At 72.2% G+C, this 23373-nt stretch carries 21 protein-coding genes and 1 pseudogene; 12 read left to right on the top strand and 10 right to left on the bottom strand.

All coding sequences use genetic code 11. The features are described 5' to 3' along the window. The first annotated feature begins 8 nt into the window (after window positions 1–8). Window positions 9–1742, top strand: coding sequence for a glycoside hydrolase family 6 protein (locus ACF1GV_RS08265; protein WP_391679150.1), 1734 nt, complete (start codon window positions 9–11; stop codon window positions 1740–1742). A 61-nt stretch (window positions 1743–1803) separates the two neighbouring features. Here the strand turns inward: ACF1GV_RS08265 and ACF1GV_RS08260 are convergent, their stop codons facing one another. Continuing rightward, window positions 1804–2562: a phytanoyl-CoA dioxygenase family protein gene (locus ACF1GV_RS08260; protein WP_391679628.1), complete on the bottom strand. Its 759-nt coding sequence runs from the start codon at window positions 2560–2562 to the stop codon at window positions 1804–1806. A 135-nt stretch (window positions 2563–2697) separates the two neighbouring features. Here ACF1GV_RS08260 and ACF1GV_RS08255 point away from each other — a divergent pair, with 135 nt between their 5' ends. Beyond that, entirely contained in the window at window positions 2698–3594 is an 897-nt protein-coding gene (locus ACF1GV_RS08255) for a class I SAM-dependent methyltransferase (protein WP_391679148.1), read from the top strand. Window positions 3595–3675: 81 nt separating this feature from the next. Continuing rightward, the gene (locus ACF1GV_RS08250; protein ID WP_391679147.1) at window positions 3676–4377 is read left to right on the top strand and encodes an SDR family oxidoreductase; all 702 of its coding nucleotides are present in this window, start codon (window positions 3676–3678) and stop codon (window positions 4375–4377) included. A 13-nt stretch (window positions 4378–4390) separates the two neighbouring features. Here ACF1GV_RS08250 and ACF1GV_RS08245 read toward each other — a convergent pair whose 3' ends face one another. From ACF1GV_RS08245 to ACF1GV_RS08230, 4 genes are all read right to left on the bottom strand, one after another. After that, a complete protein-coding gene (locus ACF1GV_RS08245) occupies window positions 4391–5107 on the bottom strand; it encodes a glycoside hydrolase family 75 protein (RefSeq protein ID WP_391679145.1) in 717 nt (238 codons plus the stop codon). Between the two features lie 161 nt (window positions 5108–5268). Continuing rightward, window positions 5269–6105: an aldo/keto reductase gene (locus ACF1GV_RS08240; RefSeq protein ID WP_391679143.1), complete on the bottom strand. Its 837-nt coding sequence runs from the start codon at window positions 6103–6105 to the stop codon at window positions 5269–5271. 106 nt (window positions 6106–6211) lie between these two features. After that, on the bottom strand, window positions 6212–8038 hold the full coding sequence (locus tag ACF1GV_RS08235) for an AMP-dependent synthetase/ligase (RefSeq protein WP_391679626.1): 1827 nt from the start codon (window positions 8036–8038) through the stop codon (window positions 6212–6214). 254 nt (window positions 8039–8292) lie between these two features. Then, window positions 8293–9780, bottom strand: coding sequence for an MFS transporter (locus ACF1GV_RS08230; protein WP_391679141.1), 1488 nt, complete (start codon window positions 9778–9780; stop codon window positions 8293–8295). A 121-nt stretch (window positions 9781–9901) separates the two neighbouring features. Between ACF1GV_RS08230 and ACF1GV_RS08225 the strand changes: the two genes are divergently transcribed. Next, complete coding sequence (locus ACF1GV_RS08225) at window positions 9902–10882, top strand: Lrp/AsnC family transcriptional regulator (protein ID WP_391679623.1); 981 nt, start codon at window positions 9902–9904, stop codon at window positions 10880–10882. A gap of 25 nt (window positions 10883–10907) precedes the next feature. Here ACF1GV_RS08225 and ACF1GV_RS08220 read toward each other — a convergent pair whose 3' ends face one another. Then, the gene (locus ACF1GV_RS08220; protein ID WP_391679139.1) at window positions 10908–11789 is read right to left on the bottom strand and encodes a LysR substrate-binding domain-containing protein; all 882 of its coding nucleotides are present in this window, start codon (window positions 11787–11789) and stop codon (window positions 10908–10910) included. 222 nt (window positions 11790–12011) lie between these two features. Between ACF1GV_RS08220 and ACF1GV_RS08215 the strand changes: the two genes are divergently transcribed. After that, entirely contained in the window at window positions 12012–13046 is a 1035-nt protein-coding gene (locus ACF1GV_RS08215) for a bile acid:sodium symporter family protein (RefSeq protein WP_391679137.1), read from the top strand. Here ACF1GV_RS08215 and ACF1GV_RS08210 read toward each other — a convergent pair. After that, a complete protein-coding gene (locus ACF1GV_RS08210) occupies window positions 12996–13268 on the bottom strand; it encodes a LamG-like jellyroll fold domain-containing protein (protein WP_391679135.1) in 273 nt (90 codons plus the stop codon). The genes ACF1GV_RS08215 and ACF1GV_RS08210 overlap by 51 nt on opposite strands. Window positions 13269–13446: 178 nt before the next feature. Further along, complete coding sequence (locus ACF1GV_RS08205; RefSeq protein WP_391679133.1) at window positions 13447–14364, bottom strand: zinc-binding alcohol dehydrogenase family protein; 918 nt, start codon at window positions 14362–14364, stop codon at window positions 13447–13449. 106 nt (window positions 14365–14470) lie between these two features. Here ACF1GV_RS08205 and ACF1GV_RS08200 point away from each other — a divergent pair, with 106 nt between their 5' ends. Next, window positions 14471–14914 carry a MarR family winged helix-turn-helix transcriptional regulator gene (locus ACF1GV_RS08200; RefSeq protein WP_391679131.1) on the top strand — a complete coding sequence of 148 codons (444 nt, stop codon included), beginning with the start codon at window positions 14471–14473 and terminating at the stop codon, window positions 14912–14914. A gap of 70 nt (window positions 14915–14984) precedes the next feature. Here the strand turns inward: ACF1GV_RS08200 and fdhD are convergent, their stop codons facing one another. Next, window positions 14985–15833 carry a formate dehydrogenase accessory sulfurtransferase FdhD gene (gene fdhD / locus ACF1GV_RS08195; protein WP_391679128.1) on the bottom strand — a complete coding sequence of 283 codons (849 nt, stop codon included), beginning with the start codon at window positions 15831–15833 and terminating at the stop codon, window positions 14985–14987. 17 nt (window positions 15834–15850) lie between these two features. Beyond that, window positions 15851–16306: pseudogene (locus ACF1GV_RS08190) on the bottom strand (Fe-S-binding domain-containing protein); the annotation flags it as partial. Between the two features lie 97 nt (window positions 16307–16403). Here ACF1GV_RS08190 and ACF1GV_RS08185 point away from each other — a divergent pair. The 6 genes from ACF1GV_RS08185 (at window position 16404) to ACF1GV_RS08160 (ending at window position 23337) form a co-directional block, all read left to right on the top strand. After that, window positions 16404–17351, top strand: coding sequence for a beta-ketoacyl-ACP synthase III (locus ACF1GV_RS08185; protein ID WP_391679125.1), 948 nt, complete (start codon window positions 16404–16406; stop codon window positions 17349–17351). Between the two features lie 133 nt (window positions 17352–17484). Further along, on the top strand, window positions 17485–18162 hold the full coding sequence (locus tag ACF1GV_RS08180; protein WP_391679122.1) for a GntR family transcriptional regulator: 678 nt from the start codon (window positions 17485–17487) through the stop codon (window positions 18160–18162). 255 nt (window positions 18163–18417) lie between these two features. Next, complete coding sequence (locus ACF1GV_RS08175) at window positions 18418–19599, top strand: ROK family protein (RefSeq protein ID WP_391679121.1); 1182 nt, start codon at window positions 18418–18420, stop codon at window positions 19597–19599. A gap of 149 nt (window positions 19600–19748) precedes the next feature. After that, complete coding sequence (locus ACF1GV_RS08170) at window positions 19749–21266, top strand: sugar ABC transporter ATP-binding protein (protein WP_391679118.1); 1518 nt, start codon at window positions 19749–19751, stop codon at window positions 21264–21266. After that, a complete protein-coding gene (locus ACF1GV_RS08165; protein ID WP_391679117.1) occupies window positions 21263–22279 on the top strand; it encodes an ABC transporter permease in 1017 nt (338 codons plus the stop codon). The genes ACF1GV_RS08170 and ACF1GV_RS08165 overlap by 4 nt, the downstream gene beginning before the upstream one ends. 17 nt (window positions 22280–22296) lie before the next feature. Next, complete coding sequence (locus tag ACF1GV_RS08160; RefSeq protein WP_391679115.1) at window positions 22297–23337, top strand: substrate-binding domain-containing protein; 1041 nt, start codon at window positions 22297–22299, stop codon at window positions 23335–23337. The last annotated feature ends 36 nt before the right edge of the window (window positions 23338–23373 follow it).

The following is a 23373-nucleotide window of genomic DNA, read 5'->3' as shown; positions in this document are numbered from 1 at the left end:
CCGCAGCCATGAGTCGTACGAGACTGTCCCTGATCGCCGCCCTTGCGCTGACCGCCGGGTCCGGAGCGGCCGCGCTGACGGCCGTGCCCGCCGGGGCCGCGGCCGCCGCTCCCGCCTGCACCGTCGGCTACACCGTGCAGAACCAGTGGGACACCGGCTTCACCGCCGCCGTCACCGTCACCAACAACGGCGCCGCCAAGTCGGGCTGGTCGCTGAAGTGGACCTACGCCGGCAACCAGAAGATCGGCAACGCCTGGAACGCGAAGGTCACCCAGTCCGGCACCGCCGTCACCGCCGCCAACGAGTCCTACAACGGCTCGCTGCCCACCGGCGGTTCGGCGAGCTTCGGCTTCCAGGCCTCCTACAGCGGCACCAACGCGGTTCCCGCCACCTTCACCCTCGACGGCGTCACCTGCAACGTCGACGGCACAGGCGGCACGCCGACCCCCGACCCGACCACCCCGACGCCCACCCCCACCGACCCGTCGGGCAAGGCCGACAACCCCTACGCCGGCGCCAAGGTGTACGTCAACCCCGAGTGGTCGTCGCTGGCCGCGGCCGAACCGGGTGGCAGCCGTGTCGCCAACCAGCCCACCTACGTCTGGCTGGACCGGATCGCCGCCATCAACGGCGTGAACGGCGGCATGGGCCTGCGCGCTCACCTCGACGAGGCGCTGAAGCAGAAGGGATCCGGGGACCTCGTCGTCCAGCTGGTCATCTACGACCTGCCCGGCCGGGACTGCGCCGCCCTCGCCTCCAACGGCGAACTCGGCCCGAACGACATCGACAAGTACAAGACCCAGTACATCGACCCCATCGCCTCGATCCTGTCCGACGCGAAGTACGCGGGCCTGCGGATCGCCACCGTCATCGAACCCGACTCCCTGCCCAACCTGGTCACCAACGCCGGCGGCACCAACACCACCACCGACGCCTGCGTGACCATGAAGTCGAACGGCAATTACGAGAAGGGCGTCGGCTACGCGCTGGACAAGCTCGGCGCCATCCCGAACGTCTACAACTACATCGACGCGGGTCACCACGGCTGGCTCGGCTGGGACACCAACATCGGCCCCTCCGTGCAGGAGTTCTACCGGACGGCGACCTCCAACGGCGCGAGCGTGAACGACGTGACCGGGTTCATCGTCAACACCGCCAACTACAGCCCCACCAAGGAGCCGTACTTCAAGGTCACCGACAGCGTCAACGGGCAGACCGTGCGCCAGTCGAAGTGGGTCGACTGGAACCAGTACGTGGACGAGCAGTCCTTCGCCCAGGGGCTGCGCGACAAGCTCGTCGCGGCCGGGTTCAACAGCAACCTCGGCATGCTGATCGACACCTCCCGCAACGGCTGGGGCGGCACCGCCCGCCCGGCCGGTCCCGGCCCGCTGACCTCCGTCGACGACTACGTCAACGGCAGCCGCACCGACCGGCGCATCCACGTCGGCAACTGGTGCAACCAGAGCGGTGCCGGCCTCGGCGAACGGCCCACCGCGGCGCCCGCCGCCGGGATCGACGCCTACGTCTGGGTCAAGCCGCCGGGGGAGTCCGACGGGTCCAGCTCCGCCGTCTCCAACGACGAGGGCAAGGGCTTCGACCGGATGTGCGACCCGACCTACGGAGGCAACGCGCGCAACGGCAACAACCCCTCGGGCGCGCTGCCGAACGCGCCGCTGGCCGGGCACTGGTTCTCCGCACAGTTCCAGCAGCTGATGCAGAACGCCTACCCGCCGCTGCCGTAGCGCGGTGAGTGACCGCTCGGGGCCGGCCGTGGGGAGCCGGCCCCGAGTGCGACCGCCGGGGTCAGGACTCTTCGCCCAGGCCCCGGCGGATCGCGAACTCGACGGCCGAGTAGTCGCCGTCCGGCCGCTGGAGCGTCACCGGCTCCGCCGGGTGCAGCGGCGGCTGCGCCAGGAACCGGGGCCGCGTCCCGTGGTGCGGCTGGGCGGCGTGCACCAGGAACGGATGGCACAGATAGACGTCCCCCGGCCGCCCGGTCGCGTACGCCACCGGGCGGTGCGCCGAGGCCGCGTCCACTTTCGGGCCCAGTTCCAGGAAGGAGGCGCCGGCCTCGCCGTACGGCTGCAGGACGGCCGGCACGTCGAGGTGCGAGCCGACCCTGATCCGGGTCGGCGCGTCCGCCTCGGTGACCTCGCTGAACAGGAACAGCATCAGCAGCGCCCGGTCCTGCGAGAGCAGATTGGTGCGGTAGTGCTCGGCCCCCTCGGGCAGGTAGCTCGCCTCGATGTGCCAGCCGGCGTCGGCCGGCTCCTCCGGGTGCGGGAAGCGCAGCGGGAAGGTGCCGAGCGAGTACCGGGGCTGCCAGCGGCCCACCCCCACCAGCAGGTCGAACGCCTCGTGCAGCACATGGGTGTTGGCCGCGGCGGCGAACGGGCCCTGGGCCATCCCGCCCACCCACACCACCGGGTCCTTCCAGGTGCCCGGGTCGTCGGGCTCGTAGCCCGTCTCCCGCCACAGCAGCCGCGCGCAGTCCCGCGCGACCCGCGGCGGGACGGCTCCGTCGATCTTCACGAACCCGTCCCGCAGGAACCGTGTCAGCATCTCGTCGTCCACCGCGTCATGGTGGGCTTCACCGGTCCGCGCCCGCACCTCATTTTTGCCGTCCCGGCAACAGCGCTGGCCGCCGCGCGGTGCGTCGGCGCACGCTGGCGGCATCCGGAGGAGAGGCTGACCACCATGGCACACGAGCACCACCATGACCACCCGCACGGCCACGGCCACGACCACGGCGCCGACATCGACTGGGCCGAGATGGCGGCATATCTGGAGTCCGAGGCCGAGCTGTTCACGCCCCTGTACGAGCGCGCGCTGGCCTGGCTGGGGAAGGAGGTGACCGAGCCGGGGCTGATCGTCGACGCGGGCAGCGGGCCCGGCGTGGTGTCGTGCCTGTTCGCCGAGGCGTTCCCGGGCGCCCGCGTGCTGGCCGCGGACGGCTCCGCGCCGCTGCTCGAGCGCGCCCAGGCCCGCGCCGAGCGCACCGGCGTCGCCGACCGCTTCGCCACCCTGGCCGGGGACCTGCCCGAGGCCCTGGACGACCTCGACTACCCCGCCGACCTGCTGTGGGCCAGCCGCAGCCTGCACCACCTCGGCGACCAGCGCGCCGCCCTCGCCGCCTTCGCCGAGCGGCTGGCACCCGGCGGCACGCTGGCCCTGCTGGAGGGCGGGCTGCCGGCCCGCCACCTGCCCCGCGACATCGGCTTCGGCCGCCCGGGTCTGCAGGCGCGGCTCGACGCGCTGCAGGAGGACCGCTTCGCCCGCATGCGCGCCGAGCTGCCCGGCAGCGTCGCCGTGACCGAGGACTGGCCGGCGCTGCTCACCGCGGCCGGCCTGAAGCACACCCGCACCCGCACCTTCCTGCTCGACGTCCCGGCCCCCGTGCCCGACCGGGCCCGCGCCCATGTCGTCACCGCCCTCGGCCGGCTGCGGGAAACGGTCGGCGACGGTCTGGACGCCGAGGACCGTGCCACCCTGGACCGCCTCCTCGACCCCGGTGACCCGGCGAGCGTCCACCACCGCCAGGACGTGTTCGTCCTCGCCGCGCACACCGTCCACACGGCGGTCAGGCCGTACTGACCGGCCGTCCTTGACATCGAGTGCGCTCCAACTGATGAACTCCCGCTCGTTCACGACGAACGACTTCTCAGGGGGCTTGTCATGACCGACTCTCCGGTCGCACTCATCACCGGCGGCGGCAGCGGCATCGGCGCGGCCGTCGCGCGGCGGCTGCTGGACGACGGGTGGCGGGTGACCGTCACCGGACGCGGTGAGCAGCGGTTGCGGGACTTCGCCGCCGGGCTCGGCGAGCCGGAGGGGCTGCTCACGGTCACCGGCAGCGCCGCCGAGTACGCCGACGTCCAGGACGCCGTCGCGCGCACGCTGAAGGCGTACGGCCGCCTCGACACCGTCGTCGCCAACGCCGGTTTCGCCACCCACGACACGGTCGCCGAGGGCGATCCGGCGGGCTGGCCGGAGATGGTGCTGACCAACGTGCTCGGGCCGGCGCTGCTGATCCGGGCGTCCGTCGACGCGCTGAAGGAGACCCGGGGCAGGATCGTGCTGGTCGGCAGCGTCGCCGGGTTCGTCAACGGCCCGGGCAACCTGTACGGGGCGACGAAGTGGGCGGTGACCGGGCTCGCCGAGAACACCCGGCGCCAGGTCACCGAGTACGGCGTCGGTGTGACGCTGGTGGCGCCGGGCCGGGTGGAGACGCCGTTCTGGGACTCCTACGGCAGCCTGCCGCCCGGCCGTCTGCTGACCGCCGAGCAGATCGCCGACTCGGTCGTCTGGGCGATCCGCCGGCCGGCCGGGGTCGACGTCAACACCGTCGTCGTACGGCCCATCGGGCAGCCCGTGTGACGACGCCCCCGCGTCAGTTGCTCTGCAGGAACTCCCGGGCCAGCCGCTCGCCGAGAGTCACCGCCGCGCGGTGGCTCTCGAGGGGCGTGACCTGGGAGTCCGTGAACAGGATGTATGTCACCGGGGCGTCGGTGCAGCCGTGTTCCGGGTCGGGGTCGAGGCCCAGGGCCTTGGCGGTGGCGTACGACGCCTCCCCGATGATCTGCTTGGGGCCCACGTCGCCGACGACCGCGTACTCGACCTGGTCGTCGTGGACGACCGCCGCCACGCCACCGCCCCGCACGCCCGACGCGCGGTAGTCCCAGATGTCGCTCGCGCCGGGGACGACGACGAACGGCAGCCGGTCGGCGCGCAGTGGCTTGCCGTTGGACTGGTGGAAGGCGGTGTCGTCCTGGAACGAGTGGTCGGTGGCCCCGCTGCACCGGGCGCTGGGGCGGCCGTCGCAGTCGATGTCCATGTCGGCGGTGAAGAACACCGCGCCCTTCGCCGCGCACACCGGGACGCTGGGGGCCTTGTCCTGGTCGGTGCGGTACAAGCCGTGCGACACCTGCGCGCAGGAGCGCACCTTGGCGAGCAGATCGGCGGCGGGGACGTAGCCCTCGTGGGCGAAGGCCGCGCCGGAACCGCGGCCGGCGAGCGCCGGGAGGACACCGGCGGCGAGGACGGCTGCCGCGGCCGCACCGAGGGCGAGACGGCGGGGGCGGGTACGCGTTGCGGGGAACGAGTGCACGAGTCCCGGACGCTAGCACCCCGATGCCCGGTCCCCGGGGATACGCCACGCCGCCCCGGGACGGCGGGTCCCGGAGCGGCGTGGTGATCGGGTGACGATCGGGAGGAATGATCCTCGGACGGGGTGACGCGAGACGAGGTGACGTCGGGACGGAGTGTCGCTCAGACCACGTCGAACGTCGCCGGGTCCGGGCCCAGCCGCCGGTCTTCGTTGAGCGCGCTGATCGCGGCGAGGTCCTCGTCGTCCAGGCTGAAGTCGAACACCTCGATGTTCTCCTTGATCCGCGACGGCGTCACGGACTTCGGGATCACGACGTTGCCGAGCTGGAGGTGCCAGCGCAGCACCACCTGGGCGGGGGTGCGGCCGTGCTTCTGGGCGATCGCGACGATCGCCGGGATCTCCAGGATGCCCTTGCCCGAGCCGAGCGGCGACCAGGCCTCCGTGGCGATGCCCTGCTCGGCGTGGTACTCGCGGGCGGCGCGCTGCTGGAGGTGCGGGTGCAGCTCGATCTGGTTGACCGCCGGGATGACCGAGGTCTCCGCGATGAGCCGGTCCAGGTGGGGCTCCAGGAAGTTGGAGACACCGATCGCGCGGACGCGGCCGTCGGCGTGCAGCTTCTCGAACGCCTTGTAGGTGTCGACGTAGGCGTCCTTGGACGGCAGCGGCCAGTGGATCAGGTACAGGTCCACGTAGTCCAGGCCGAGCTTGGCGAGCGAGGTGTCGAACGCGCGCAGCGTCGAGTCGTGGCCCTGCTCGCTGTTCCAGAGCTTGGTGGTGACGAAGATGTCCTCGCGGGGCAGACCGGAGGCGGCGATGGCCTTGCCGGTGCCCTCCTCGTTGCCGTAGATCGCCGCCGTGTCGATGCTGCGGTACCCGGCCTCCAGGGCGGTGGCGACCGCCCGCTCCGCCTCGTCGTCCGGCACCTGCCAGACGCCGAAGCCCAGCTGGGGCATCTCGACGCCGTTGTTGAGGGTGATCGGGGGGACCTTGCTGCTCACGAGCTCTTGATCCTTCGGTTGTCCGTCAGGTGTTCCGCATATCGTCAACGATCACCGGCCGCGATGCATTCCTGACGGCGAAATCCGTCGCCTGCCGTGCGACGGCTCACACCTGGTAGAGCGCCTCCACCTCACGGGCGTAGGTGTTCTCGATCGCCTTGCGCTTCAGTTTCAGCGACGGCGTGAGCAGGCCGTGCTCCTCGGTGAAGGGCTGGGCGAGGATGCGGAAGGTGCGGATCGACTCCGCCTGCGAGACCAGCGTGTTGGCCGCCACGACCGCGCGGCGCACCTCGGTCTCCAGATCGGCGTCGCGCACCAGCTCCGACGCGGTGAGGCGGGGCTTGTTGCGCATCTGCAGCCAGTGCTCGACGGCCTCCTGGTCGAGGGTGACCAGGGCGGCGATGAACGGGCGGTCGTTGCCGACGACGATGCACTGGTTCACCAGCGGATGCTCGCGCACCCGCTCCTCCAGCACCCCCGGCGAGACGCTCTTGCCGCCCGAGGTGACCAGGATCTCCTTCTTGCGGCCGGTGATGGTGAGGTAGCCGTCCTCGTCCAGCGAGCCGAGGTCGCCGGTGGCCAGCCAGCCGTCGTGCAGGGTCTGGTCGGTCGCCTTGGGGTTGTTGAGGTAGCCCTGGAAGACGTTGCCGCCGCGCAGCCAGATCTCGCCGTCGTCGGCTATGTGCACGGTCACGCCCGGGATGGGCTGCCCCACCGTGCCGTACCGGGTGCGCTCGGGCGGGTTCGCGGTGGCCGCGGCCGTCGACTCGGTCAGGCCGTATCCCTCGTAGATCTGCACACCGGCGCCCGCGAAGAACAGGCCCATCCGGCGGTCCATGGCCGAGCCGCCGGACATGGCGTTGCGGATCCGGCCGCCCATCGCCGCGCGCACCTTCGCGTACACCAGCTTGTCGAAGAACTGGTGCTGCATGCGCAGCCCCGCCGAAGGCCCGGGCCCGATGCCCCACGCCTTCGCCTCCACCGCCTCGGCGTACTTCACCGCCACCTCGACGGCCTTCTCGAACGGCGCCGCCCTGCCGTCCTTCTCCGCCTTGCGCCGCGCCGCGTTGAACACCTTCTCGAAGATGTACGGCACGGCCAGGATGAACGTCGGCCGGAACGCCTGCAGGTCAGGCAGCAGCGCGGCCGCGTTCAGCTGCGGCTGGTGACCGAAGCGGACCTTGCCGCGGATCGCCGCGACCTGCACCATCCGCCCGAAGACGTGCGCCAGCGGCAGGAACAGCAGCGTCGCCGCCTCGTCGCCCTTCTTGGAGTGGAACACCGGCTCCCAGCGCCCGATGACCGTGTCCGCCTCGTACATGAAGTTGCCGTGCGAGATCACACAGCCCTTGGGGCGGCCGGTGGTGCCGGAGGTGTAGATGATCGTGGCCACCGACTCCGGGGTGACCGCCTCGCGGTGCCGGTGCACCACTTCGTCGTCCAGGTGGGCGCCCGCGTCGTAGAGCTCCTGCACGGCTCCCTCGTCCAGCTGGTACAGCCGGCGCAGGTTCGGCAGCCGGTCGATGACGGTGGCGATCGTCATCGCGTGGTCCTCGTGCTCCACGATCGCCGCCGTGCACTCGGCGTCGTACAGCATCCAGAAGCACTGCTCGGCCGAGGAGGTCGGGTACACCGGCACCACCTGGGCGCCGATCGTCCACAGCGCGAAGTCGAACAGCGTCCACTCGTAGCGGGTACGGGACATGATCGCGACCCGGTCGCCGAACCGGATGCCGCTCGCCAGCAACCCCTTGGCCAGCGCCAGCACCTCGTCGCGGAACTCGGCCGCGGTCACGTCCCGCCACTGCCCGGCCTCGTCCTTGCGGCCCAGCGCGACGTGCAGCGGATCGGTCTCGGCATGCCGGAAGACGACGTCGGCCAGACCGCCCACCGGCGGCGACAGCGCCAACGGAGGGTTGGAGTACTCGCGCAAACCCACTCCCCGCTCCCCGGTCCCGGCGCCCGGCTCGTCCTTGGCGCCCGCGCAGCGCCGTGAAAGCTACCCCACGCGGCGGCGGGACGGGAGGGGCGAGCGCTTCGGGCGGCGCCGGGGTCCGCGCTGGTCATGGGCGGAAAATGGGCGCACATGCGGAAGGGTCGGACAGAAAACCGACGGTTCCGTAAGTTTCGGCGCCCCAATCTCCACCGAATCTGTACGACCGGGCCGCCGCGCGGCGCGGGCTCCCGTCAGCGCTTCACTTCGGTCAGCGTCCGCGCCCCGGATTCCGTCACCGTGGGCCGCTCGGCGCGCGGTGAACGGGCCAGTGTCAGCACCAGCGCGCCGCCGATCATCGCCACCGCACCCGCCGCGACCGACGCGGTGTTCAGACCCGAGGCGAACGCGGACCGCAGCGTGTGCTCGGAAAACGCCCCGCGCAGCGCGCCGGCGCCGCCACCGGCCAGGGTGTGCGCGGCGTCCGGCGGCAGGGTGTCCCGCAGCCGCGAGGTCAGCACCGTGCCGAAGACGGCGATGCCGAGCGCGTAACCGAGCTGGCGGAAGGTGTTGACCGCGCCGCCCGCCATACCGGCGCGCTGCGGCTCCACCACGGCCAGCGCTGCGCCCGCGATGCCCGGCGAGACCAGACCCGTACCGATGCCGACCAGCACCAGACCCGGCACCAGCGTCGTCGCCGTCGACCCCGCGTCCAGCACCGCCGAGCAGAACTGGCCGACGCCGATCAGCAGCAGCCCGCCGCCGACGGTGAGCCGCGCCGGCACGCCGTGCAGCAGCCGGCCGCCCAGCGCCGCCACCACGAACGAGGCCAGCGACAGCCACAGGAACACCAGGCCGCCGCGCACCGGGCTCATCCCGAGCAGGGTCTGCAGCCAGATCGAGGAGTACGCCATCACCGCGAACGCCGCCGGGTTGAAGGCGAACGCGCCCACCATCACGCTCGTGAACGCGGGCCGCAGGAACAGCCGGGGGTCCAGCAGCGGGTCGGCCACCCGCAGCTCCACCACGACGAAGCACACCAGCGCCAGCACCGCGAGGGCGAAGGAGAGCAGCGTCCCGGACTCCGTCCAGCCGTGCGACCCGGCCCGCACCGCCCCGTAGGTCAGCGCCCCGGCGAACGCGGCGAAGGTCGCCGTGCCGGCCAGGTCGATACGCCGCCGGCGCTCGCCGTGCGACTCCGGCACCACCCGCAGGGTCAGCCACACCGAGGCCACGCTCACCGGCAGGTTCACGAAGAAGATCCACCGCCAGCCCGGCCCGTCGGTCAGCAGCCCGCCGACCACGGGGCCCACCGCGGCCGCCGCGCCGCTCACCGCGCCCCACACGCCGAGGGCGACCGACCGCTGCCGGCCCTGGTAGACCGCGCCCAGCAGGGGCAGAGTGGTGGCGAACATCGCCGCCGCCCCCACGCCCTGCAGGCAGCGGGCCGCGACCAGCAGCCCCGGCCCGCCGGCCAGCCCGCACAGCAGCGACGCCACCGCGAACAGCACGACACCGGCCACATGCACCCGACGGCGCCCGAGGACGTCGGCCGCCGCTCCGATGCCCAGCAGCAGCGCGGCCAGCGCGAGCGCGTAGCCGTCCATCACCCATTGCAGATCGCTCAGCGACGCGTGCAGCGCCCGCCCCATGTCCGGCAGCGCCACGACCGCGATCGTCACGTCCAGCAACAACATGAACGTGCCCAGGCACACCGCCGTCAGCGGCCCCCATGTGCGCATGTCCTCAACTCCTCACCGATACCGGGACGCGTCTGCGCCCGGTTCCGTACGATGGGCCGTCCGTGGACGATCACATGCGAGGTGACCTCCCGAGTGACGGAATCCGACAGGAGACGGCGTGCTGGAGTGGGAATCCGACACCTTCGATGAGCTGGACCTGCGCCTGCTGTGCGCCCTGGAACTGAACGGGCGCGCCTCCTTCAGCCGGCTCGCCGCCGTGCTCGGGGCGTCCGACCAGACCGTCGCCCGCCGCTACCGCCGGCTGTGCTCCGAGGGCGGTCTGCGCGTCGTCGCCGTCCGGGACGCCGAGCGGCTCGGCCAGGACCAGTGGACGCTGCGGCTGCGCTGCGTCCCCGACGCCGCCCTGACCATCGCCGACGCGCTCGCCAAACGGCCCGACACCAACTGGATCGGCCTCGCCTCCGGCGGCACGGAGATCGTCTTCGGCACCCGGCCGCGCAGCGCCGGCGACCGTGACGACCTGCTGCTCGGCAAGCTGCCGCGCACCCCGCGCGTGCTGGAGATCCGCGCCCACCAGATGCTGCACCGCTTCTACGGCGGGCCCACGGGCTGGCTCGGCAAGTTCGGCGTGCTGCGGGACGACGAGATCGCGGCCCTGCGGCCGGAGCCGGTCCCGCACGCGGGACCCGCCCGCATCGAACCGTCGGACGAGCCGCTGCTGGCCGTTCTCGAGCGCGACGGCCGGGCCGGCTACCCGGAACTGCAGCGCGCGACCGGCCGCTCGGAGTCGGCGGTCAAACGCCGGCTCGCCGCGCTGCTGGGGTCGGGGGCGGTCTACATCGACGTCGAGTACCACTCGGAGATCTTCGGCTTCCCGACCGCCGCCGCCCTGTGGATCACCACCACACCGGCCACTCTGCACGCCGTCGGCGAGGCGCTCGCCACGCACGACCAGATCGCCCACGCCGCCGCGACCGCAGGCCCGTCCAACCTCACGGCCACCGCCGTCTTCCGCGACACCGCCGAGCTCTACGCCTACCTCAGCGGCCCCCTCGGCCGGCTGACGGGCGTCCAGCACGTCGAGGCCAGCCCCTTGCTGCGCCGGGTCAAGCAGCTGACGTATCCCATGCCGGCCCGCTGAACCCGACGGCGCGTCCCCGGGTGTCCTAGCCGACGCCGGTCCGCCGGCGCCGCTGAAGGCGGTCACCGCCCGCCAGGATCGCCGCGGCGAGGGCGTCGGCGGCGTCCTGGGCGGAGGTGCGGCGGTGGCCGTGCACCAGGACGAAGTCGACGCCCGACAGCTCCGGAAGACCGGCCCGGTCGGGGACGCGCACCAGGCCGGGCGGGACCAGGCCGCGGGAGTGCGCCATCACGCCGAGGCCCGCGCGGGCCGCCGCGATCAGGCCGTTCAGGCTGCCGCTGGTGCAGGCGATCCGCCACGGGCGCCCCGCCCGCTGCAGCGCCTCCATGGCGAGCGCCCGGGTGATGCCCGGCGGCGGGTAGACGATCAGCGGGACGGGCCGGTCGGGGTCCACACGCAGCCGTTCCGCGCCGATCCACACCAGGTCGTCCCGCCACACCAGCTCCCCGCGCGGATCCTGCGGGCGCCGCTTGGCCAGCACCAGGTCCAGCTTCCCGGCCGCCAGTTGCTCGTGCAGCGTGCCGGACAGCTCCACCGTCAGCTCGAGATCGACCTCGGGATGGTCGTGCCGGAAGCCCTCCAGGATCTCCGGCAGCCGAGTCAGCACGAAGTCCTCCGACGCGCCGAAGCGCAGCCGGCCGCGCAGCCGGGTCCCGGTGAAGAACGCCGTGGCCTGCTCGTGCACCTCCAGGATCCGGCGCGCGAAGCCGAGCATCGCCTCGCCGTCCTCGGTCAGCTCCACCGCGTGCGTGTCCCGGGTGAACAGCGTGCGCCCGGTGGCGTCCTCCAGCCGCCGCACGTGCTGGCTGACCGTCGACTGGCGCAGCCCGAGCCGCCGCGCTGCCTGCGTGAAGCTCAGCGTCTGCGCGACCGCGAGGAAGGTGCGCAGCTGGGAGGGGTCGTACACGCCTGCCACCCTAGCCGCTCATCATGAAACGTGATGACAGTCAGAGCCGTATGCCGGATTCCCGATCACGGCTCGGGGGAGCAGGATGGAAGGGCGCCCTCCGGGCCTCGCCGCGGGCCGCGGGCCGCCTGCCCCCGGCGGCGAACCGGGGCCACGTCCATGGCCGCAGCCCGAGGCCGCACGCCCCATCCGTACGTACGACGACCGAGCACGTGGAGCACCGTGAAACGCCTGCAGTGGCCGAGCTGGATGCCGATCGACCCCTACATCGTGCTGTTGCTGGGCACGGTGGGGCTGGCCGCGCTGTTCCCGGCGCGCGGCACGGGCGCCGACGTCGCCTCCGGTGCGTCCACGGCGGCGATCGCGTTCCTGTTCTTCCTGTACGGCGCCCGGCTGTCCACCCGTGAGGCGCTGGACGGCCTCAAGCACTGGCGGCTGCACGGCACCGTCCTGGTCTGCACCTTCGTGATCTTCCCGCTGCTGGGCCTGGCCGCCCGCGGGCTGGTCCCGGTCTTCCTCACCCAGCCGCTCTACCAGGGCCTGCTGTTCCTCACCCTGGTGCCCTCCACCATCCAGTCCTCCATCGCCTTCACCTCCATCGCCCGCGGCAACGTGCCCGCCGCGATCTGCGCCGGCTCCTTCTCCTCCCTGGTCGGCATCGTCGTCACGCCGCTGCTGGCAGCGGGTCTGCTGGGCAGCGGCGCGGGAGGCTTCTCCGCCGACTCCGTGGTGCAGATCGTGCTGCAGCTGCTGGTGCCGTTCCTCGCCGGGCAGGTGCTGCGCCGCTGGATCGGCGGCTTCGTCACCCGGCACAAGAAGGTGCTCGGCCTGGTCGACCGCGGTTCGATCCTGCTCGTCGTGTACACCGCGTTCAGCGAGGGCATGGTCCGCGGCATCTGGCACCAGGTCAGCCCGGTCCGGCTCGGCGGGCTGCTCGTCGTGGAGGCCGTGCTGCTCGCGGTGATGTTGCTGATGACCTGGTACGGCGCGAAGGCGATGGGCTTCGGCCGCGCGGACCGGATCGCGATCCAGTTCGCCGGGTCGAAGAAGTCGCTGGCGTCCGGGCTGCCCATGGCGAGCGTGCTCTTCGGCCCGCAGGCCTCGCTGGCCGTGCTGCCGCTGATGCTCTTCCACCAGATGCAGCTGATGGTGTGCGCGGTGATCGCCAAGCGCCGCTCCCACGACCCCGAGGCGGACGGCGAAGACTCAGCCGCTCACCCGGTCCAGGGGCAGCGACAGGACCGTGTGCTGCGCTGAGTCCGGCACCGCCGGATGCCTCAGCTCCCCGTCGCTCAGCGCCCGGTCCCAGACGCGCAGCTCGTCGAGCGCTCCGGTGAAGAAGGCCCTGCCGTCCATGCGCTGCCCGAGGTGCACCCCGAAGGGCGAGGTCCGGCTGACCGAGCCCGGGGGAGCCGCGACGGAGGACTCCACGCCGTCGACGGACAGCGACGGGCGGCCTGCGCCCCGGCGCCGTGCCACCGGCCGTCGTTGTACGCGCTCCTGGTGCGCACGGACGCCGTCCGCGGTGCCGCGCCCCGGTCCCGCACGGTGATCAGGCCCACGACACGGTTCCGCGCCGGCCGGCCGCCCACCCACACCTGCGGCTGTCACGCGCCGACCCCGCCCCGTCCATCGTCTCCCGGACGGGCCGAGCGGATCATGGGATCAGAACAACTTTGCCCAGATTCGCCCGGTTCTCTATCGTCTCGTGTGCCTTTCCCGCGTCGGCGAGCGCGAACTCGCCGTGCACGGCAGGCCTCAGGGAGCCCTCGGTGAACAGCCGCCACAGCTCTGCGCGCCACTGCTCGTACAGCGCCGGCCGGCCGCGGGCGATGCGGGCCATCTGGAACCCGATCACGGACTTGGCGGCCACCAGCAGGTCGTACGCCTGAATGGTCCCGCCGCCCGAGCTGTACGCCACGAGCCGGCCGCCGGGGGCCAGTGCGGCGAGGGCCGGGGTGAGCAGCTCGCCGCCGACGGCGTCCAGAGCGTAGTCGGCCGGCTCACCCCAGCTGTCGTCGCCGTACCCGACGACCTCGTCGGCGCCGAGCGCGCGCACGAAGCCGGCCTTGGCCGGATCGGAGACGGCGCCGGTCACCCGGGCCGCGCCGCGTATCCGGGCCAGCTGAACGGTGAGATGGCCGACACCGCTCGCGGCGGCCGTGATCAGTGCCGTCTCGCCAGGCTCGGGACGTGCCGCGTCCAGGGCGCCGTAGGCGACGAGGCCGCTGCGCACCAGGGTAACGGCGTCGACGGCCGAGGCCGTGTCCGGGATCGGTGAGGCCATGGCGTCCTGCAGCAGCGCGAAGTCGGCGTAGCCGTGGCCGAAGCACAGCCCGGTCACCCGGTCGCCCGGCGCCCAGCGGGTCACGCCCTCGCCGACGGCCACGACCTCGCCGGCGATCTCGCCGCCGAGTGCGATGGGCTCCGCGGCCTCGGTGACCTTGCGGACGACGGGGAGCGTGACGCCGACCGCCTCGCAGCGCACGAGCAGCTCGCCGGGGGCGGGTGCGGGGACGGGGGCCTCCTCCATGAACAGGGGGCCGCCGGGGCGGTCGTATCGGATGCGGCGCATGGCGACCTCCGGAAAATCGTTGGGTGTACCCATGAATTCGTTGGGAGTCCCAACGGTATAGGTGATGTCGTGGGGAAGTCCAATGACTTCCGGATAGGCTGCTCGCATGGCCGAAGCACCGTTGCCCGCGATCCGCTCCCTGCCCAGCTGGCTGCTCGGGCGCGCCGCCGCGCGGGGGCGCGCTCTGGTCGCCGAGGCGCTCGCCGCACAGGGCATGAAGATGTGGCACCACGTGGTGCTCTCCGCCGTCCGCGACCTCGCCCCGGTCGCGCAGGCCGACCTCGGCCGCGGCGTGGGCCTGGACCCCAAGGACCTGGTCGGTGTCCTCAACGACCTCCAGTCCGCGTCCCTGGTCCTGCGTGAACCCGACCCGAAGGACCGCCGCAAGAACGCCGTGCGGCTCACGGAACAGGGCGAGCGGATGCTCCAGCGGTGCGAGGAGGTGGCCTGCGCGGCCAACGCGGAACTCCTGGAGCCGCTGTCGGAGGAGGAGCGGGAGCGGTTCCTGGAGATGCTGGTCCGCGTCAGCGGGACGCGGGAAACAAACTGAGACGGGGTCCCGCGGCGCAGGGGGCGCTCCCCGCCTGCGGGACCCCGTCGTCGTGCCGCGGGGGAGGGAGTCAGTCCTGGTCGGCCGTGGCCTTCAGGGCTATGCGGTCCTCGCCCGCGTACACGTTCATGGAGGCGCCCCGCAGGAAGCCCACCAGGGTCAGGCCGGTCTCGGCCGCCAGGTCCACGGCCAGCGACGACGGCGCCGACACCGCCGCCAGCAGGGGGATGCCGGCCATCACGGCCTTCTGCGCCAGCTCGAAGGAGGCGCGCCCGGACACCAGCAGGATCGTGCGGGACAGGGGCAGGTCCCCGTTCCGCAGGGCACGCCCGACCAGTTTGTCCACCGCGTTGTGCCGGCCCACGTCCTCACGGACGTCCAGCAGCTCGCCGTCCTCTGTGAACAGGGCCGCCGCGTGCAGCCCGCCGGTCCGGTCGAACACCTGCTGGGCCGCGCGCAGCCGGTCGGGCAGGCTCGCCAGCAGCTCCGGCGTCACGCGCAGCGGGGGCGTGTCGGCGATGGGCCAGCGGGCCGTGGTGCGCACGGCGTCCAGGCTCGCCTTGCCGCACAGGCCGCAGGAGGACGTCGTATAGACGTTGCGCTCCAGTGTGATGTCGGGGGCGACCACGTGCGGGGCCGTCCGGACGTCGACGACGTTGTACGTGTTCGAGCCGTCCGCCGTGGCGCCCGCGCAGTACACGATGTTGAGCAGGTCGGGCGCCTCCGCCAGCACGCCCTCGCTGACCAGGAAGCCGGCGGCCAGCGCGAAGTCGTCGCCGGGGGTGCGCATGGTGATGGCGAGGGGCTTGCCGTCGAGGCGGATCTCCAGGGGTTCCTCCGCGACGAGCGTGTCCGGGCGTGCGGAGACCGCTCCGTCCCGTACGCGGATCACCTTGCGTCGTTCCGTCACTCGTCCCATGTCCCCATCCGTCCCGGTCAGTCCCGGTTCTGTACGTGCTGGTAGCCGAACCGCCCCTTGATGCAGAGGTTGCCGTGGGTCACCGGGGTGTCGTGCGGCGAGGTGACCTTGACGATCGCATTGTCCTGTACGTGCAGCGTGAGGTTGCAGCCCACTGCGCAGTATGCGCACACCGTCGTCGTCTCGGTCTGCCACTGCTCGCCGCAGGCGTCGACGCACTTGTGGCGCAGGATGCACTTGTCGTAGTCGCGGACGTACAGCTCGTAGTCGGCCTTCGGCTCCTCGTTCAGACGGGCCGCGTCCGGGCCGAAACGGTCGGGCTCGGCACCGTACTGCGCGATCCACTCCGCCGCCCCGGGCGTGGTCGACAGGTCCGCCGAGGAGGCGAGCAGCTCCTGGAGGTGACGCTGGGCAAGGGGGTCGCGCAGCGGCTGTCCGGCCGGGTCCGCGCCTCTGATGGAAGCCGACAACACCCGCACCCGATTCCTGTCGCTTCGCCTGCCCTCGTACCCGTGAGTCACTGATCAGACTGAGGGGTCCGCTGTCCAGGCAACGAGGGGGACCCTCCAGATGAACGGCTCACGGATCGCCGCCGTCGGCCACTACCAGCCAGCCAAGGTGCTCACCAACGAGGACCTCGCCGGACTGGTCGACACCAGCGACGAGTGGATCAGGAGCCGGGTCGGCATCCGCACGCGGCACATCGCCGGGCCCGACGAGCCCGTCGACGAACTCGCCGCGCACGCCGCCGCCAAGGCGCTCGCGACGGCCGGCCTCGCGCCCGCCGACATCGACCTCGTCCTGGTCGCCACCTCCACCGCCATCGACCGCTCCCCGAACACCGCGGCCCGCGTCGCCGCCCGGCTCGGCATCCCGCGCCCGGCCGCGATAGACGTCAACGTGGTGTGCGCCGGGTTCACCCACGCGCTGGCCACCGCCGACCACACCCTGCGCGCCGGCGCTGCCCGGCGGGCCCTCGTCATCGGCGCCGACAAGATGTCCGACGTGGCCGACTGGAGCGACCGCAGCACCTGCGTCCTGGTCGGTGACGGGGCGGGGGCCGCGGTGGTCGAGGCGTGTGCCGACGGGGAGGAGCCCGGCATCGGGCCCGTGCTGTGGGGGTCGGTGCCCGAGATGGGGCACGCCGTGCGCATCGAGGGCCAGCCGGCCCGGTTCGCGCAGGAGGGGCAGTCCGTCTACCGCTGGGCGACGACCCAGCTGCCGCCGCTGGCCCGGCAGGCCTGTGAACGCGCCGGCATCTCCCCGCAGGACCTCGCGGCCGTCGTGCTCCACCAGGCCAACCTGCGCATCATCGAACCGCTCGCCGAGCGCATCGGCGCCGCGCACGCGGTCGTCGCCCGCGACGTGACCGACTCCGGCAACACCTCCGCGGCGAGCATTCCGCTGGCCCTGTCGAAGCTGGTCGAGCAGGGCCGGGTCACGACCGGCGACCCGGTGCTGCTGTTCGGCTTCGGCGGCAACCTGTCGTACGCGGGGCAGGTCGTGCGCTGCCCCTGAGCGCGCCGGTGTACCCCTGAGGCGACGTGCGGCACGCCGCGGCGGCTCGTGTGCGCCGTAGACTGTAGACGAAAGACAATCGATACTGCTGGTCTGCTGCGCGTGCCGTCCCACCGAGTCCCGAGGGGGAGCGATGTTGTCGACCGGACTGCCGCAGGGCGCGGTGCCCCGACTGGAGCGGCCCGGCCCGCTGCGCGAGCGTGTCTACGAGGCCCTGCTCGAACTCATCACCACGCGTACCCTGCAGCCCGGTCAGCACCTCGTGGAGAGTGAACTCGCCGGGCATCTCGGGGTCTCCCGGCAGCCGGTGCGCGAGGCGCTGCAGCGGCTCAACACCGAGGGCTGGGTCGATCTGCGGCCTGCCCAGGGCGCGTTCGTGCACGAGCCGACGGAGGAGGAGGCCGACCAGCTGCTCACCGTCCGCACGCTCCTGGAGGCCGAGGCCGCCCGGCTCGCCGCCGCGGCCGCCGGCAGGGACGGCGTCGCCCGCCTCGAAGAGCTGTGCGCGCAGGGCGAGGAGGCCGTCGCCGCGGACGACGTCGACACCGCCCTCGCGCTCAACGCCCGCTTCCACGCCACGGTCATGGAACTGGCCGGCAACACCGTCCTCGCCGACCTCGCGGCCCAGGTGGACCGCCGGGTGCGCTGGTACTACACGCCGGTCGCGCGGCAGCGCGGGCAGCAGTCCTGGATCGAGCACCGCGCGCTGATCGCCGCCATCGCCGAGGGCGACGAGAGCCGCGCCACCCGGTTGATGCGCGAACACACCGAGCACACCCGGCGCTCGTACCACGACCGCCCGGCGTCCTGACTCCCCGGCGTGCAGCGCGGCCGGCGCGTTCGGCAGCAGTCCCCGCAGGTGATCGACGTGCCCGTCCGTCGTAAGAGGTCTCGGGCCTCTCGTTAGGGGCAGGGAAGTTCGGGCTCCGGTCTTTGTCCTGTGAGTGGAGAAAGTCTGCGGGAATCCCTGCGCGACTTCTTCCCACATTCAACGGTCGCTGCTACGTTCCCCTCGAAAGCCCAACGACGGTGGCCGATTTGAGGCGGGGAGGGGCACGTGAGGCGCATGACCGCACGACCCGCGAACACGCATCAGGCTCAGCTGCTGAAGCTGCTGCGCGACGGGGGACCCAACTCCCGCGCCCAGCTGGGCGATCAGATCGACCTCTCGCGGTCCAAGCTCGCCGTGGAGGTCGACCGGCTGCTGCAGACGGGCCTGGTCGTGGCCGACGGACTCGCCGCCTCCCGCGGCGGGCGCCGCTCGCACAACGTCCGGCTCAACCCGCAGCTGCGCTTCCTCGGCGTCGACATCGGCGCGACCTCGATCGACGTCGCCGTCACCAACGCCGAGCTGGAGGTCCTGGGTCACCTCAACCAGCCCATGGACGTCCGTGAGGGACCCGTCGCGGTCTTCGAGCATGTGCTGTCCATGGCCGCGAAGTTGCGCGACTCCGGGCTCGCGGAGGGATACGACGGGGCCGGCATCGGCGTTCCGGGCCCGGTCCGCTTCCCGGAGGGCGTCCCGGTCGCCCCGCCGATCATGCCGGGCTGGGACGGCTTCCCCGTACGGGAGGCGCTCAGCCAGGAACTGGGCTGCCCCGTCATGGTCGACAACGACGTGAACCTGATGGCGATGGGGGAGATGCACGCGGGCGTCGCACGCTCCGTGGGCGACTTCCTCTGCGTCAAGATCGGCACCGGCATCGGCTGCGGAATCGTGGTGGGCGGCGGCGTCCACCGCGGGGTGACGGGCAGCGCGGGCGACATCGGCCACATCCAGGCCGTGCCCGACGGCCGTCCCTGTGCCTGCGGCAACCGCGGCTGCCTGGAGGCCCACTTCAGTGGGGCCGCCCTGGCCCGCGACGCCACCGAGGCCGCCCGCCAGGGGCTGTCGCCGGAACTGGCGTCACGGCTGGAGACGGGCGGCACGCTCTCCGCCGTGGACGTCGCCGCCGCCGCGTCCGCCGGTGACGCCACCTCCCTCGACCTCATCCGGGAGGGCGGCACCCGCACCGGCCAGGTCATCGCCGGCCTGGTCAGCTTCTTCAACCCGGGCCTGGTGGTGATCGGCGGCGGGGTGACCGGACTCGGCCACACCCTGCTCGCCGCGATCCGCACCCAGGTCTACCGCCAGTCGCTGCCGCTGGCGACCGGCAACCTGCCCATCGTCCTGGGGGAGCTGGGACCCGTCGCCGGAGTCATCGGCGCGGCCCGGCTGATCAGCGACCACCTGTTCTCACCCGCGTAAGTCACCGACCTCGGTTCACCTCATCAGTACGGGGACCAGCTCAGCCCTGCCCTGCCCTGCTCACGCTCCGCCGCACCCTGGTCACAAGCTGCCCCGTCCTGCTCCGCCCTGCCCTGAACCGGCCCGCACGCCCGCCGAGGGGAATCCGCATGGCACCACAACCACCGCTGCTCAGCATGTCCGGCATCACCAAGTCCTTCCCCGGCGTCCGGGCCCTGGACGGCGTCGACCTCGACGTCCAGACCGGCGAAGTGCACTGCCTGCTCGGCCAGAACGGCGCCGGCAAGTCCACCCTCATCAAGGTCCTCGCCGGAGCCCACCAGCCCGACACCGGCACCATCCGCTGGCGCGGCGAGCCGGTCACCCTGCGCTCCCCGATCGCCGCCATGCGCCTGGGCATCGCCACCATCTACCAGGAACTCGACCTGGTGGAACACCTGTCCGTGGCCGAGAACGTCCACCTCGGCCACGAACCCGCGGCCGCCGGCTTCGTCGTACGGCGCAAGGCGGCGAAGGAGTCGACCGCCGCGCTGCTCGGGCGACTCGGGCACCCCGAGATCGAACCGGGCCGCCTGGTGGGCGAGTTGTCCGCGGCGCAGCAGCAGATCGTCTCCATGGCGCGGGCGCTCTCCCACGACGTACGGCTGATCGTGATGGACGAGCCGTCCGCCGCGCTCGACCCCGACGAGGTGGACAACCTCTTCCGGATCGTCGCCGACCTCACCGCCGAGGGGGTCGCCGTCGTCTACATCTCGCACCGCCTGGAGGAGATCCGCCGCATCGGCGACCGCGTCACGGTGCTGAAGGACGGGCGGGCACTCGCGGGGGGCTTGCCCGCCAAGACGACCCCGACCCGTGACGTGGTCGCGTTGATGACCGGCCGGAACGTGGAGTACGTCTTCCCCGAGCGGCCGGCCGAGCCGCCCGCCGGCACGCCGGTGCTCCAGGTGCGCTCGCTCGCCCGGGACGGCGAGTTCGCGCCGCTCGACCTCGACGTGCACGCCGGGGAGATCGTCGGCCTCGCCGGACTCGTCGGCTCGGGACGCTCGGAGATCCTGGAGACGATTTACGGCGCCCGCAGGCCGACGGCCGGTCAGGTGCTCGTGGACGGCCGTCCGCTCAGGCCCGGCAGCGTCCGCGCCGCCGTCCGCGCCGGTCTCGGGCTCGCGCCCGAGGAGCGCAAGGCGCAGGCGCTGCTGATGCTGGAGTCCGTCACCCGCAACGTCTCCGTCTCCTCACTGTCCCGTTTCTCCCGCGGCGGCTGGATCGACCGCGGGGCCGAGAGCGGCGCCGCCCGCGCCGCCGTCCGAGAGCTGTCGCTGCGGCCCGACAACCCGTCCGTGCCGGTGCGCACCCTGTCCGGCGGCAACCAGCAAAAAGCCGTCCTGGCCCGCTGGCTGCTGCGCGGCTGCCGGGTCCTGCTGCTCGACGAGCCCACCCGCGGCGTCGACGTCGGCGCCCGCGCCGAACTGTACGCGGTGGTCCGCCGCTTGGCGGACGAAGGCCTCGCGGTGCTCCTCGTCTCCAGCGAGGTGCCCGAGGTGCTCGGCCTCGCCGACCGTGTCCTGGTCCTGCGCGAGGGCCGGGTCGTGCACACCGCACCCGCCCGGCAGCTCGACGAACACCGCGTCCTCGACCTCGTCATGGAAGGAAGCCCGGCGTCATGACGCAGCACGTCTCCCCGCCGCGGGACGGCACCTCGAAGGTGCCGCCGGTCCATCTCCCCGCCTGGCGCACCCTGCTGGCCCGCGCCGACGTCCGCACCCTCTCCCTGCTCGGCGTGCTCACCGTGCTCGTGGTCATCGGCGGTGTCACCAAGCCCGACGAGTTCCTCGACACCCGCAATCTGCAACTCGTCCTCACCCAGGCGTCGGTGATCGGTGTCGTCACCGTCGGCATGACCTTCGTCATCACCTCCGGCGGCATCGACCTCTCCGTCGGCGCGATCGTCGCCCTCGCCTCGGTGTGGGCGACCACCCTCGCCACCCAGGAGTTCGGCTTCGCGGGCATCCTGTTCACCGCGATGGTCGTCGGCCTCGGCTGCGGCCTGGTCAACGGCCTGCTCATCGCGTACGGCGGGATGGTCCCGTTCATCGCCACCCTCGCCATGCTGGCCTCGGCGCGCGGTCTCGCCCTGCAGATCACCGACGGCAAGACACAGATCGTCACCATCGACGGCGTGCTGAGCCTCGGCGAACGCGACGCGTATGTCCTCGGCATCCCGCCCCTGGTGCTGGTCTTCGCACTCGTGACGGTTCTCGGCTGGCTGCTGCTGAACCGGACCACCTTCGGCCGGCGCACCGTCGCCGTCGGCGGCAACGCCGAGGCCGCCCGGCTCGCCGGCATCGACGTCCGCCGCCAGCGGCTGTATCTGTACCTGCTGTCGGGACTGTGCTGCGGCATCGCCGCGTTCCTGCTGATCGTCCTGTCCGGCTCCGGCCAGAACACCAACGGCAACCTCTACGAACTCGACGCCATCGCCGCCGCCATCATCGGCGGAACCCTGCTCAGCGGGGGCCGCGGCACCATCACCGGGTCCGTGCTCGGCGTTCTGGTCTTCACCACGATCACCAACATCTTCGCCCTGAACAACCTGCAGAGCGACGTCCAGCAGATCGCCAAGGGCGCGATCATCGTCGCCGCCGTGCTGGTCCAGCGCCGTACCGCAAGCACGACCTGAGGAAAGGGTTCCCCGCCATGCCCCAGCTGCCCACCCGCAGAGGACTGCTCTTCGGATCCGCCGCCGTCTCCGCCGGAGCCCTCCTCACGGCTTGCACCAGCAACGAGCCGAAGGACTCCGCGCCGGCCGCGGACGAGCGGCCGGCCGCCGCCGACAAGCCCGGCAAGCACGTCACCATCGGCTTCGCCGGACCGCAGGCCGACCACGGCTGGCTCAACGCCATCAACGACAACGCCAAGAGCCGCGCGAAGAAGTACTCCGACGTCACCCTGGAGATCACCGAGGGCTCCAACGACACCGCGCAGCAGATCGGCCAGATCGAGACGCTGATCAACAAGAAGGTCGACGTGCTGGTGGTGCTGCCCGCCGACGGCAAGGCCCTCACCCAGGTCGGCCTGAAGGCGATGCGCGCCGGCATCCCCGTGGTCAACCTCGACCGCGTCTTCAACACCCCGCAGGCCTACCGCTGCTGGATCGGCGGCGACAACTACGGCATGGGCCTGAGCGCCGGCCACTACATCGGCGAGAAGCTCAAGGGCAAGCCGAACGCCAAGGTCGTCGAACTCGCGGGGCTCGACAACCTGGAGCTGACCAAGCAGCGCACCCAGGGCTTCGACGACGCGCTGAAGAACTACCCCAACATCCGCAAGGTCGCCCGCCAGGCCGCCGAGTTCACCGTGGAGTCCGGGCAGGCCAAGATGGCCCAGCTGCTGCAGGCCCAGTCGGGCTTCGACGCGCTGTGGAACCACGACGACGACCAGGGCGTCGGCGCGCTGCGCGCCATCGAGCAGGCCGGCCGTGACGACTTCCTGATGGTCGGCGGCGCGGGCGCGCTCTCCGCCTTCCAGGCCATCAAGCAGGACAACGGCGTGCTGAAGGCGACCGTGCTCTACCCGCCCACCATGGCCGCCTCCGCCATCGACCTCGCCCGCGCCCTCGGCCAGGGCAAGGGCGTCGGCGGCCTCGCCGAGTTCGAGATCCCGGCGTCGATCACGCTCTACTCGGCCGTCGTCGACAAGACCAACGTCGACCAGTACATGCCCACCGGCTTCCGCTGACCGAGGGCCCCCGCCACACCGGGGTGAACGCAACGA

The organism is Streptomyces sp. NPDC014006, assembly GCF_043088925.1.
Taxonomy (GTDB): domain Bacteria; phylum Actinomycetota; class Actinomycetes; order Streptomycetales; family Streptomycetaceae; genus Streptomyces.
The sequence above is the reverse complement of the archived record's forward strand: the minus strand, read 5'-3'. Positions and strand labels throughout refer to the sequence as shown.